General features: G+C 74.8%; 11 protein-coding genes. 7 read left to right on the forward strand and 4 right to left on the reverse strand.

Translation table 11 applies throughout. The annotated features are described in order from the left end of the window. Positions 1 to 12: 12 nt before the first annotated feature. On the forward strand, positions 13 to 1,200 hold the full coding sequence (locus ACI78Q_RS05305) for an MFS transporter (protein ID WP_456922273.1): 1,188 nt from the start codon (positions 13 to 15) through the stop codon (positions 1,198 to 1,200). Between the two features lie 81 nt (positions 1,201 to 1,281). Then, positions 1,282 to 2,001, forward strand: coding sequence for a hypothetical protein (locus tag ACI78Q_RS05310; RefSeq protein WP_456922274.1), 720 nt, complete (start codon positions 1,282 to 1,284; stop codon positions 1,999 to 2,001). A gap of 11 nt (positions 2,002 to 2,012) precedes the next feature. Here ACI78Q_RS05310 and ACI78Q_RS05315 read toward each other — a convergent pair whose 3' ends face one another. The 4 genes from ACI78Q_RS05315 to ACI78Q_RS05330 all read right to left on the reverse strand — a co-directional run bounded on the left by ACI78Q_RS05315 (position 2,013) and on the right by ACI78Q_RS05330 (position 5,762). Beyond that, the gene (locus tag ACI78Q_RS05315; RefSeq protein WP_456922275.1) at positions 2,013 to 2,417 is read right to left on the reverse strand and encodes a YybH family protein; all 405 of its coding nucleotides are present in this window, start codon (positions 2,415 to 2,417) and stop codon (positions 2,013 to 2,015) included. Between the two features lie 138 nt (positions 2,418 to 2,555). Then, a complete protein-coding gene (locus tag ACI78Q_RS05320) occupies positions 2,556 to 4,190 on the reverse strand; it encodes an ABC-F family ATP-binding cassette domain-containing protein (protein ID WP_456922276.1) in 1,635 nt (544 codons plus the stop codon). Between the two features lie 24 nt (positions 4,191 to 4,214). Then, on the reverse strand, positions 4,215 to 5,198 hold the full coding sequence (locus ACI78Q_RS05325; RefSeq protein ID WP_456922277.1) for an adenylate/guanylate cyclase domain-containing protein: 984 nt from the start codon (positions 5,196 to 5,198) through the stop codon (positions 4,215 to 4,217). 105 nt (positions 5,199 to 5,303) lie between these two features. After that, on the reverse strand, positions 5,304 to 5,762 hold the full coding sequence (locus ACI78Q_RS05330; RefSeq protein WP_456922278.1) for a universal stress protein: 459 nt from the start codon (positions 5,760 to 5,762) through the stop codon (positions 5,304 to 5,306). A 172-nt stretch (positions 5,763 to 5,934) separates the two neighbouring features. On the opposite strand from ACI78Q_RS05330, the gene ACI78Q_RS05335 reads away from it, so the two are divergent. The 5 genes from ACI78Q_RS05335 (at position 5,935) to ACI78Q_RS05355 (ending at position 12,730) form a co-directional block, all read left to right on the forward strand. Next, on the forward strand, positions 5,935 to 6,876 hold the full coding sequence (locus tag ACI78Q_RS05335; RefSeq protein ID WP_456922279.1) for an ABC transporter ATP-binding protein: 942 nt from the start codon (positions 5,935 to 5,937) through the stop codon (positions 6,874 to 6,876). Continuing rightward, positions 6,873 to 7,628 (forward strand): ABC transporter permease, encoded by a 756-nt coding sequence (locus tag ACI78Q_RS05340; RefSeq protein WP_456922280.1) that lies wholly within the window; start codon positions 6,873 to 6,875, stop codon positions 7,626 to 7,628. Before ACI78Q_RS05335 ends, ACI78Q_RS05340 begins: the two co-directional genes overlap by 4 nt. 56 nt (positions 7,629 to 7,684) lie before the next feature. Then, on the forward strand, positions 7,685 to 8,494 hold the full coding sequence (locus tag ACI78Q_RS05345; RefSeq protein ID WP_456922281.1) for an ankyrin repeat domain-containing protein: 810 nt from the start codon (positions 7,685 to 7,687) through the stop codon (positions 8,492 to 8,494). A 147-nt stretch (positions 8,495 to 8,641) separates the two neighbouring features. Continuing rightward, entirely contained in the window at positions 8,642 to 12,475 is a 3,834-nt protein-coding gene (locus tag ACI78Q_RS05350) for a multifunctional oxoglutarate decarboxylase/oxoglutarate dehydrogenase thiamine pyrophosphate-binding subunit/dihydrolipoyllysine-residue succinyltransferase subunit (RefSeq protein WP_456922282.1), read from the forward strand. 69 nt (positions 12,476 to 12,544) lie between these two features. Further along, positions 12,545 to 12,730, forward strand: a complete 186-nt coding sequence (locus ACI78Q_RS05355) for a DUF6104 family protein (RefSeq protein WP_456922283.1) — start codon at positions 12,545 to 12,547, stop codon at positions 12,728 to 12,730. The last annotated feature ends 36 nt before the right edge of the window (positions 12,731 to 12,766 follow it).

The raw sequence follows: 12,766 nt of genomic DNA on the forward strand, positions 1-12,766 counted from the left end.
GGCCGTCCGTGGGTGCCGGTCGCGGCGACGCTGTTCGCCATCGGCTGGGGTGCCAACCAGTTCGTCAGCCTGCTGGTGGCCTACCGGGAGCGCAGCGGGCTGTCGGTGGCCACCGTCGACGCGCTGGTCGGCGTCTACGCCCTCGGCCTGATCCCGGCGCTGCTGGTCCTCGGCCCCGTCTCCGACCGGCACGGGCGGGCACCGGTGCTGCGCGCCGCGCTGCTGGTCTCGCTGGTCGCGACGCTGGTGCTGCTGCTCGAGGGCCTGCCCGCGCTCTACGCCGGCCGGTTCCTCGCCGGCCTGGCCAGCGGCGCCGCGTTCGCCGCGGGCAGCGCGTGGGTGGAGGAGCTGTCGACCTCGCCTTGGGACCCAGCCGCCCCGGTCGGCGCCGGCGCGCGCCGGGCGGCCATGTCGCTCACCGCCGGCTTCGGTCTGGGCCCGGTCGTCGCGGGGCTGATCGGCCAGTGGGCGCCCGCACCGCTGGTCACGGCCTACCTCCCGCACCTGGCCGTCGTCCTCGCGGTCCTCGTGCCGCTGTGGCGGGCGCCGGAGACGGTGGCCGACGCCGGGCCGGACACCGGCTCCCTGTGGTCGCGGATGCGCGTGCCGTCGGCCCGCGACCGCCGGTTCCGCCGGCACGTGGCGCCCGTGGCCCCCTGGGTGTTCGGCGTGGCGACGATCTCGATCGCCGTCCTGCCGGGGCTGGTGCGCGAGTCGACCGCTGGCTGGACGGTGGCCTTCAACGCCGCCGTCGCCGGCGTCACCCTCGGCAGCGGCGTCCTGGTCCAGCCCCTCGCCCGCCGGCTGGCGGCGGCCGACACCCGCCGGGCGTCGGCGCTCGGGATGGTCGCCGTCGTGGCCGGACTGCTCGTCGCGGCGTTGGCCGCCGCCTGGACGCAGCCGGTGCTCGTCGCGCTCGCCGCGGTCACGCTGGGCTGCGGCTACGGCCTCTGCCTGGTCGCCGGGCTGCTGGAGACCCAGCGCGTCGCCCCACCCCGCGAGCTGGCCGGGCTGACCGCCGTCTACTACGCGCTGACCTACCTCGGGTTCGCCGCCCCGGTCGTCCTCGCGGCGCTGGCGGCGTTCGTGCCGTACGCGGCCCTGCTCGCCGGCCTGGCCGTCCTCGCCGCCCTCACCCTCGCCCTCACCGGGCGGGTGGCAGCGCGACCGTCCCCGGACCGACCCCCGGTCGCTCCCTGACCGTCATCGGCAGGTCACCTCGGCCGGTCACGCTCGGCGCACGCGGGGCCGCCCGGGCCCTGAGCCCTCCGGAGGTCCGTGGTGCCCCGACCCGACGTGCTGCCGCCCGACCGCTCCCGCCTGCTGCGTTCCGGTGCCGTGCTCGCCGCGGAACGGCTGCGCCCCGGCAGCGCCCGGCACCGGGCGGTCTGCGGTGCCGCGCGGCTGCTGACCGGCCTCGGTGTGCGGGTCGCCGTGCGGACGCCGGCGGTCGCCTGGCCGCGGACCGGCCACGGACCGGGCGCTCTCCTGGTGACCAACTCCGTGTCGCCGCTGGACCCGCTGGTGGTGCTCACCGCCGTCCCGGGGGCCCTCGTCGCGGGCGCGGACCGGGTGGCCGGGGTGCCGGTCCGCACCGTCCCGGCGACCGTCGCCGCGGTCCGCGCCGCGCTGGCCCGCGGGACGTCGGTCCTCGTCCGCCCCGAGCTCCCGGCCGGTGGGCGGGCGACGCTGGGCCGCTTCTCCCCCGAGCTGTTCGCCGCCGCCGCCGACACCGGCGCCCCGGTGTGCCCGGTGGCGCTGCGCTACCAGGGGGACGGCGGCACCCCGCCGCCGGCGCCCGGTGGCCGCTCCCTGCTGGCGGCACTGCGCTGGATCGGCACCGCGCGGGACGTCGTCGTCGAGGTGCAGCCCCTGCCCGCCCTCGGCTCGACCGGCGCGACCGCCGACGAGCTCGCCACCCTGGCCGAGTACGCGGTGGCCGCCGAGCTGGAGGCCGGCCCTCGACCCCCGGTGCGGGTGGCGGTGCCCGGGCCGCGCTGAGGATGCCCGGCTCAGCCGGCGACGGCGGCGGCCAGCGCGGCGCGTTCCTCGGCCTCGAGGCTGGCGAACGGGTGGTCGACGACGTACAGCCAGCTGCCGTCGGGCTGCCGCCGGGCGACCTCGGCGGTGATGGCCGACATCGACTGGTCGCCCACGGTGAGCGTCCACTCGTTGCTGAGGATCGCCAGGTCACCCGCCTCGATGGCGTAGCGGCTGCGGACCGTCATCCGGCCCTTCATCTCGAGGATCCCCGCCCACGCCGCGCGGATCGCCTCGGGCCCGGTGGCCGTGCTGCCGTCCAGCTCCACCAGGGCGGCGTCCGGCGCGTAGAGCGCCAGGAGGCCCTCCAGGTCCTGGTCGTTGTGCCGGGCCTCGAGGGCCGGGTGGATCTCTGCGAGTGCGACGCCGTGTGTCATGGCCTCTCCCCACGTGCGGTGCGGAGCCGCCGACGGTAGTGCGGTGGTTGGCCGGGGCGACCCCGTCCGGCGGCGGTCAGACCCGCGGCCGGGCGCGGCGTCGTCGGCCGGCGTGTGGTGGTGACCCGGCGTGCGCCCTCAGCGCTCGACGACCCGCCCGTCGTCGACCGCGATCCGGCGGGTGGTCGCGACCGCGTCGAGCATCCGCCGGTCGTGGGTGACCAGCAGCAGCGTGCCCTCGTAGCCGGCCAGCGCCTGCTCGAGCTGCTCGATCGCCGGCAGGTCCAGGTGGTTGGTCGGCTCGTCGAGCACCAGGACGTTCACCCCGCGGGCCTGCAGGAGGGCCAGCCCGGCGCGGGTCCGCTCCCCCGGGGAGAGGGTGTCGGCGGGGCGCAGCACGTGCTCGGCGGTCAGCCCGAACTTGGCCAGCAGGGTGCGCACCTCGGCGGTCGGCCAGTCGGGGACCTCGGCGGAGAACGCCTCGAGCAGCGTCTCCGACCCGAGGAACGCCTGCCGGGCCTGGTCGATCTCACCGATCCGCACCGACGGCCCCAGCGCGGCCCGCCCCTCGTCCAGGGGCACCCGCCCCAGCAGCGTGGCCAGCAGGGTCGACTTGCCCGCGCCGTTGGGGCCGGTGATCGCCACCCGGTCGCCCCAGTCGACCTGCAGGTCCACCGGCCCGAGGGTGAACCTCCCCCGCCGCACCACCGCGCCCGACAGCGTGGCCACGACGGCGCCGGCCCGGGGTGCGGCGGCGATCTCCATGCGCAGCTCCCACTCCTTGCGGGGCTCCTCGACCACCTCCAGCCGCTCGATCCGCCGCTCGGTCTGGCGCGCCTTGGCCGCCTGCTTCTCCGCGGTGGCCCGCTGGTGGGCCCGGATGTTCTTGTCCGGATCGCCCTTGCGCACCGCGTTGCGCACGCCCTTGGCCATCCAGTTGCGCTGCATGCGGGCCCGTCCCTCGAGCCCGGCCCTCGTCTCGGCGTACTCCTCGTACTCCTCGCGGGCGTGCCGGCGGGCGACCTCCCGCTCGACGAGGTAGGCCTCGTAGCCACCGTCGTGCACCCGCACCAGCTGCTGGGCGAGGTCGAGCTCGACGACCCGGGTGACGGTGCGGGCCAGGAACTCACGGTCGTGGCTGACCACCACGATCCCGCCGCGGGCATCGGCGACGAACCGTTCCAGCTGCTCCAGGCCCACGAGGTCCAGGTCGTTGGTCGGCTCGTCGAGCAGGAGGACGTCGTAGCGCGACAGCAGCAGCGCGGCCAGCCCCACCCGCGCGGCCTGCCCGCCGGAGAGGCCGGTCATCGGCGCCTCCAGCGACACCCCCGGCGCCACCTCGGCGACCACCAGCTCCGCCCGCTCGTCGACGTCGGCGCCGCCGAGCGCCAGCCAGCGCTCCAGCGCCTCCCCGTAGGCGTCGTCGGCACCGGCCGCCCCTGCGGTGAGGGCCTCGGTGGCGGCGTCGAGGGCGGCCTGCGCGGCCGCCACCCCGGTGCGGCGGGCCAGCGCGGCCCGCACCGTCTCCCCGGGACGCCGCTCGTGCTCCTGCGGCAGGTACCCGAGGGTCGCCGTCGGCGGGCTCACCGTCACGCTGCCGGACCCCGCGGGCAACTCCCCGGCGAGGGTGCGCAGCAGCGTCGACTTCCCAGCGCCGTTGACGCCGACCAGCCCGACCACGTCGCCGGGTGCGACGACGAGGTCGAGGTCGGAGAACAGGACGCGGGCACCGTGGCCGGCGGCCAGCCCACGGGCGACGAGGGTGGCACTCACGCACCCCACCCTCTCACCGCGCCGTCAGGGCCCCTCGTCGTCCTCCCGGCCACCCCCCAGGACGTCGGCGGCCATCTCGTCGAGCATGCCCTCCAGGGCGTTGTCCTCCTCGCCGGGCGGACGCCGGCGGACCAGCCACGGCTGCAGCTCGTCGTAGCCCCGCACCGAGACCCGGCGCAGCGGGCGCACCCGGTACCGCGGCTGTGCGTGCAGCCGCCGGGCCAGCTCGCGGTCGACCAGCAGCGTCTCCGGGCGGGCGATCGAGGTCAGCCGGCTGGCCAGGTTGACCACCGGCGAGTAGACGTCGCCGAGGTGGGTGAGCACCGTGCCGTGGGCGGCGCCGACCCGCAGCGGCGGCCGGTCCTCCGCGTGCCAGGCCTCGGGCAGCTCCAGCCCGATCTCCACCGCGTCGACCGGTGACCCCGCCGTGTAGAGGACGCCGTCGCCGACGGACTTGACCACCCGGCCGTGGTGCCGGGCGATCACCTCGGCCGCGATGGCCTCGAAGTCCTCGACCATCCCGCCGAGCTCGCGGGCGCTCATGCCCTGGCTGCGGGTGGTGTAGCCGACCAGGTCGGCGAAACCCACCGACAGCTCGCGTCGATCGCCCGCGCCTGCGGCGCCCAGCAGCCGCTCGGCGTTGGCCGCCAGGTGCCGCCGCCACACGTAGTCCTGCACGGCCCGCAGCAGGGGCAGCAGCCGCCGGGTGCTCTCCGCGGCCCGCTCGACGTCGACGGCGCCCTGCTCCCCGGCCTCGCGCGTCAGGGTCTCGGCGAGCATGTCGGTCTGCCAGTCGGCCAGCCGGGCCAGCGACTGCGCCATCGCCCGCGCGATGGAGGCCTCGGTGCCCTCGTCGACGAAGCCGGCGTCGATCAGGGACGACAGCAGCCCGAGCGCCTGGACGTCGGCGTCGGTGAAGACCAGGTCGTCGTCGGCGGCGTCGGGGAAGCCCAGCGCCCGCCACAGCCGCTGGGTGCGCCGGGCCGGCATGCCGGCCTGCTCGGCCACCTGGAGCCGCGTGTAGCGGCGCGGGCCGCCGAGCAGCAGCCGTTCCAGCGCCTCGCGGGCGTCCGGGACGCCCGGGACGCCCTCGGGTCCGGTGTCGGGCAGCGCTCAGCCCGTCGTGTGCACGACCAGCACGTCGACCGGGGAACGGCGGGTCACGTCGGAGGGGACCGAGCCCAGCAGCCGGCCCTTGAGGCTGTTGAGTCCGCGGTTGCCCACGACGAGCAGGTCGGCCTGCTCGCGGCCGACGACGTCCAGCAGCGTCTCCACCGGCGAGCCGACGACGGAGATCGGGTAGACGTCGGTCGCGCCGGCCTCCTTCGCGCGCTCGGCCGCGACCCGCACCTTCTCCTCGGCCGGCCCCGAGCCGATCACCTGGTAGGCGTCGTCCCCGAAGACGTCCCTCGCCTCCTGGAGCTCGCGGTCGTCGACCCGCGGAGGCAGGTAGGCGCAGACGATGACCAGCCGGGCGGCGCAGGCCCCGGCCAGCGCGCCGGCGCGGCGCACCGCGCGCAGGGAGGACTCCGACCCGTCGGTACCGACGACCACCGTGCGATAGGCGCTCACGGGCAGGCAACCTACCTGCTCAGCACCGTGTGTGCGCGGCGTCACCAGGGTCCGCCACGCCCGGCGGGACTGCCGTGTCGCCGTCCCCGTGCGATTGGATGGACGCGCCGTCCGGCCCCCCGATCGCGAGGAGAGCGCCATCCACCCCGGCACCACCGCCCGCCCCGATCCCGTGCGGGTCGAGGTCCGCGGACTCACCAAGACCTTCGGCGCCGTCCGCGCCGTCGACGACCTCACCTTCACCGTCGAGCCCGCCTCGGTCACCGGCTTCCTCGGCCCCAACGGGGCCGGCAAGACCACGACGATGCGCATGGTGCTCGGCCTCGAGCGCCCCGACTCCGGGACGGCGACCTTCAACGGCGCCCCCTACACCTCCCTGCCCACCCCGGTGCGCACCGTGGGCGCGGTCCTCGAGACGGCCTTCCACCCGGCCCGCTCCGGTCGCAACCACCTGCGCGTGTACTGCCGCGCCGCGGGGCTCCCGCTGTCGCGGGCCGACGACGTGCTGGCCCAGGTCGGCCTGTCCGACGCGGGCGGGCGCCGGGCGGGCGGCTACTCGCTCGGCATGCGGCAGCGGCTGGCGCTGGCCACCGCGCTCCTCGGCGACCCGTCGGTCCTGGTGCTCGACGAGCCGGCCAACGGGCTGGACCCGGAGGGCATCCAGTGGCTGCGCGGCTTCATCCGCCACCTGGCCCACGACCAGGGCCGGACGGTGCTGGTCTCCAGCCACCTGCTGTCGGAGATGGAGCACACCGCCGACCGCGTGGTCATCGTCGGCGCCGGGCGCCTGGTCCGCGAGGGCTCGATCGCCGAGCTGCGCTCGGGCGCCCAGGGCGAGGGCGCGGTGCTCGTCCGCAGCCCGGAGGTGGCGCGGCTGGCCGAGGTCCTGGGGGCCGCGGGGCTCGGCGTCCGGGGCGGCGACGACGGCCTGGTGACGGTCACCGGCGCGACGCCGGCCGAGGTCGGCGCCCGAGCCTTCCAGGCCGGCCTCGAGCTGCACGAGCTGCGGGCGGAGTCCAGCGGCCTGGAGGAGCTGTACTTCCGGCTCACCGCCGGCCAGGAGCAGTACGCGGCCTCCTCGACCGACACCACCACGCAGGGAGCGTCACGATGACCGCGCTCGTCCGCGCCGAGTGGACCAAGCTGTTCACCACGCGCGTGTGGATGGGGCTGCTGCTCGGCGCCTGCGTGATGGTCGCCGGCTTCGCGATCCTGTTCACCTCCTTCGCCGGCGACGCCGAGAGCGGGCTGCCCGCGGTCGGCACGGAGCAGTACGAGGAGCTCGTCCTCGCCACGGCCTCCAACGTGACGGTGCTCTTCCTCATCCTCGGGATCATCGGGATGACCCAGGAGTACCGGCACCGGACCGCCACCCCGACGTTCCTCACCACGCCCCGCCGCGGTTCCGTCGTCGTCGCCAAGCTGGTCGGCTACGCGCTGGCGGCGGTGCCCTTCGCGCTCGCCGTCCTGGCCGTCAACTACCTGGTGGTGCTCGTCCACGCCGGGGCCGAGGGCTCGGCGCCGTCGCTGACCGGGGACAACCTGCGGATCCTGGCCAGCAGCGGGCTGGCGCTGGTCATCTACGCCGTCATCGGCGTCGGCCTGGGCGCGCTCCTGCGCAACCAGGTCGGCGCCATCGTCGGCGGGCTAGTCTACCTGTTCGTGGTCGAGCCGATCATCCGGTCGATCCCCGCGACGGCACCGGCCTACAAGTGGCTGCCCGGCGGCGGGCTGGAGGCCATGACGGCGACCTTCCAGGGGCCCGACCTCCTCGAGCCCTGGCAGGGCGCCGTCCTGCTCCTCGGATACGGTCTCGTGGCGGCCCTCCTGGGCACCCTGCTGGCGGTCCGGCGCGACGTCGCCTGACCTGCGGGACGCCGCCGCACCCGCACACACCCGACACCACGAACGGGGATCCCCCGATGACCGTCCGCATGACCGCACAGCGGCTGGGCCGGCTGATCGCCGAGGGCGACACCGCCGCCGTCCGCACGGCCGTCGGCGACTCGCCGCGACTGCTGTCCACCCCCCTGGAGCGGGCCGGCCAGAGCGGGTGGACGCCGCTGCACGTGGCCGTCGCCGAGGCGCAGATCGAGGTGGTCCGGGAGCTGGTGGCCGCCGGCGCAGACCTCGGCGCGCGCACCGAGCACGACCGGACGCCGCTGCACGTGGCACTGGAGTCCGCCCCGCACCTGGTGGCGGTGCTGCGCGAGCTGGGCGCCCCGCTGGACGCGCCGAGCGCGGCCCACCTCGACGACGTCGACCAGCTCACCGCCGAGCTCGACCGCGGCACCCCGCTGGCCGACCCGGTCACCGGGGTGCACCTGCTGACCTGGGCGGCGGCCGGCGGCGCGGCCGGCACCGCGCTGGCGCTGCTCGACCGGGGGGCCGACGCCGACGGCGGGGCCCTGCACGCCGCCGCGGCCGGCGGCCACCTGGAGCTGGTCCGGCTGCTGGTGGCGGCCGGCGCCGACGTCGACCGCCGCGACCCCGACACCGGCCGGTCCCCGCTGCACGCCGCGGTGGCCGCCGGGGTCGACGGCGACGCGCCCGAGGTCGTGCGGGCCCTCCTCGACGCCGGCGCCGACGTCAACGCGACGACCAACGACGGCGCGAGCGCCCTGGACATCAGCCGGGTGGCCGCGGCCCGCAACCGGCGCGCCGACGCAGGTCAGGCGACCGCCCACGACGCCGTCGCCGACCTCCTCGTCGCCCGCGGCGCGACCGACTGAGCACCTCCCCCGATGCCCCCGCTCCCGCCCCTGGCCTGCCGACGTGCGGCTGCACGGCCGGTCAGGGCCACGGGACGGGCGTAGACTGACCGCCCGGTCCAGAGACGTCCACCGACGACGAAGAAGGCACTCGACCCCGTGTCAAGCGTGAGCTCATCCCGGCCGTCCGCCAATCCGTCCTCCTCGCCGGTGGCGGGGTTCGGCACGAACGAGTGGCTGGTCGAGGAGATGTACCAGCAGTACCTCGCCGACCCGTCCAGCGTGGACCAGGCGTGGCACGAGTTCTTCGCCGACTACCGGCCGGGGAGCCCCGTGGCAGCCAGCGACGACCGTGAAGCACCCGCCGCCTCCCCCGACGGCGGGTCCACGCCGCCGGCGACCTCCTACGCCACCCCGTCGCCGTCGCAGGAGGTGACCACCCCCGCGCCGCAGGCCCCGGCACCCCAGCCGCAGCAGCCGGCCACCGGGGGCGCCGCACCGTCCCGCGCGGCCTCCGTCGAGCCCAAGACCGAGGACACCGTCGTGACCCGCGCCGCCGAGCGGACCGCCCAGCAACAGCCGGCCGCCCCCGCCCCGAAGCCCGCCGCCAAGACGGCCCCGAAGCCCGCCGACGGCGAGGGCCCCAAGCGCACGCCGCTGCGCGGCGCGGCCGCCAGCATCGTCAAGAACATGAACGCGTCGCTGACGGTGCCGACGGCGACCAGCGTGCGGGCGGTGCCGGCGAAGCTGCTGGTCGACAACCGCATCGTCATCAACAACCACCTGGCGCGCGCCCGCGGCGGCAAGGTGTCGTTCACCCACCTGATCGGCTACGCGCTGGTCCGGGCCCTGGACGACTTCCCGGAGATGAACGCCTCCTACACCGAGGTCGACGGCAAGCCGACCCTGGTGCAGCCCGAGCACGTGAACTTCGGCCTGGCCATCGACCTGCCCAAGCCCGACGGCTCGCGCTCCCTCGTCGTCGCCTCGATCAAGGCCGCCGAGGAGATGGACTTCGCCCAGTTCTGGGCCGCCTACGAGGACGTCATCCGCCGCGCCCGCGCCGGCAAGTTGACCCTCGAGGACTACTCCGGCACCACGATCAGCCTGACCAACCCGGGCACGATCGGCACCAACCACTCGGTGCCGCGGCTGACCGCCGGCCAGGGCACGATCGTCGGCGTCGGCGCGATGGAGTACCCGGCGGAGTTCCAGGGGATGAGCCCCGAGGCGCTCACCGAGATGGCGGTCAGCAAGATCATCACGCTGACCTCCACCTACGACCACCGGATCATCCAGGGCGCCCAGTCCGGTGACTTCCTGCGCCGGCTGCACCAGCTGCTGCTCGGCGAGGACGGCTTCTACGACGGCGTCTTCCGGTCGCTGCGCATCCCGTACGAGCCGGTGCGCTGGATGCCCGACGTGCGGGTCAGCCGCGAGGGGCAGATCGACAAGGAAGCCCGGGTCATCGAGGTCATCGAGGCCTACCGGCGCAACGGCCACCTCATGGCCGACACGGACCCGCTGGAGTTCAAGGTCCGCAGCCACCCGGACCTCGACATCCTCCAGCACGGCCTGACGCTGTGGGACCTCGACCGGAAGTTCCCCGTCGGCGGGTTCGCCGGCGAGAAGCTCATGGCCCTGCGCGACGTGCTGGGCGTGCTGCGCAACTCCTACTGCCGCACCGTCGGCGTGGAGTACATGCACATCACCGACCCCGAAGAGCGCGAGTGGATCCAGAAGCGCGTCGAGCTCAAGGCCGACCAGCCCGACCGTGACAAGCAGAAGCACATCCTGGGCCGGCTGAACGCCGCCGAGGCGTTCGAGACCTTCCTGCAGACCAAGTACGTCGGGCAGAAGCGGTTCAGCCTCGAGGGGGGCGAGTCGGTCATCCCGCTGCTGGACGAGGTCCTCATCGCCGGCACCGACCACGAGCTCGACGAGGTCGCGATCGGCATGGCCCACCGCGGCCGCCTCAACGTGCTGGCCAACGTGCTGGGCAAGAGCTACGCCAAGATCTTCGGCGAGTTCGAGGGCAACATCGACCCCGGCACCGTCCAGGGCTCCGGCGACGTCAAGTACCACCTCGGCGCCGAGGGCAGGTTCAGCAACCCGTTCCGGCCGGACGCCGAGATCGCCGTCTCACTGGCCAGCAACCCGTCGCACCTGGAGACGGTCAACCCCGTCCTCGAGGGCATCGCGCGGGCCAAGCAGGACATGATCGACAAGGGCGAGCAGGGCTTCACCGTCCTGCCGGTCCTGCTGCACGGTGACGCGGCGTTCGCCGGTCAGGGTGTCGTCGCCGAGACGCTGAACCTCTCGCAGCTGCGTGGCTACCGCACCGGCGGCACCGTGCACGTCGTCATCAACAACCAGGTCGGCTTCACCACGAGCCCGGCCCAGTCGCGCTCGAGCCTCTACTCCACCGACGTCGCGCGGATGATCGGCGCGCCCATCTTCCACGTGAACGGCGACGACCCCGAGGCCTGCGTGCGGGTGGCCCGGCTGGCGGTGGAGTACCGGCAGGAGTTCAAGAAGGACGTCGTCATCGACCTGGTGTGCTACCGCCGTCGCGGGCACAACGAGGGCGACGACCCGTCGATGACCCAGCCGCTGATGTACGACATCATCGACCGCAAGCGCTCGGTCCGGAAGCTCTACACCGAGGCGCTCATCGGCCGCGGGGACATCACGCTGGCCGAGGCCGAGGAGGCGCTCAAGGACTACCGCGGGCAGCTGGAGCGCGCCTTCGCCGAGACCCACGACACCCAGGAGACCCCGAAGGCGCAGCCGGCCATGGACCAGCCGGCCCAGGAGTCGAGCACCGTCGCCACCGCGATCAGCACCGAGGTGCTCAAGGCGATCGGCGACGCGCACGTCTCGCTGCCCCAGGACTTCACCGTCCACCCGAAGCTCCAGCGGCTGCTGGAGCGGCGCGCGGCGATGGTGAGCGAGGGCGGCATCGACTGGGCCATGGGCGAGCTGCTCGGCTTCGGGTCGCTGCTCATGCAGGGCATCCCGGTCCGGCTGGCCGGCCAGGACTCCCGCCGCGGCACCTTCGTGCAGCGCCACTCGGTGCTCATCGACCGGGAGACCGCCGCGGAGTACACGCCGCTGGCCCACCTGTCCGAGGAGCAGGCGAAGTTCTTCGTCTACGACTCCCTGCTCAGCGAGTACGCGGCGCTGGGCTTCGAGTACGGCTACTCGCTGGCCAACCCGAAGGCACTGGTGCTCTGGGAGGCCCAGTTCGGCGACTTCGTCAACGGCGCCCAGATGGTCATCGACGAGTACATCAGCTCGGGCGAGGCCAAGTGGGGCCAGCGGTCCGGCGTCGTCCTGCTGCTGCCGCACGGCCTCGAGGGTCAGGGCCCGGACCACTCCAGCGGCCGCATCGAGCGCTTCCTGCAGCTGTCGGCGGAGAACAACATGACCGTCGCCAACTGCTCGACGCCGGCGAACTACTTCCACCTGCTGCGCCGCCAGGCGCTGTCGGACGTGCACCGGCCCCTGGTCGTGTTCACGCCGAAGTCGCTGCTGCGGGCCAAGGCCGCCGTCAGCCCGGTCGCGGACTTCACCGAGGAGACCTTCCGCCCGGTGCTGCCCGACCCGGGCGTCGGGGGCGACCCGCTCGACGACGCCGCCGTCCGCCGGGTGCTGCTGTGCAGCGGCAAGGTCGCCTACGACCTGCTCGCCCAGCGTGAGTCCGAGGGCACTGCCGACGTCGCGGTCGTGCGGGTCGAGCAGCTCTACCCGCTGCCGGCCGAGCAGATCGCCCAGGCCCTGGAGCGGTACCCGAACGCCTCGGACGTCGTCTGGGTGCAGGAGGAGCCGGCGAACATGGGCGCCTGGCAGTTCATGGCGGTCAACCTGCCCGAGCACCTGCCGGCCGGCCGCAACCTGCGGCGGGTCAGCCGCCGCGCCTCGGCCAGCCCGGCCGTCGGCTCGGCCAAGGTCCACGAGGCGGAGCAGCGGCAGCTCGTCGCGGACGCCTTCGCCCGCTGAGCCACCCCGTACCCCGCCGACGCCCGGCCGCCGACCCAGTCGGTGGCCGGGCGTCGTAGGTTCTGCTGCGTGTACTTCACCGACCGGGGTCTCGAGGAGCTCGCCGACCGGCGGGGCGAGGAGCAGGTCACCCTCGCCTGGCTCGCGGACCAGATGCAGGCCTTCGTCGACCAGCACCCGGACTTCGAGGTGCCGGTCGAGCGCCTGGCCACCTGGCTGGCCCGCGGCGGCACGGACGACGACGAAGACGACTGATCGCTCCTCAACGGCCGTGTCGTGAGGAGTGGCGGC

This window comes from Geodermatophilus sp. SYSU D00705 (assembly GCF_054050135.1).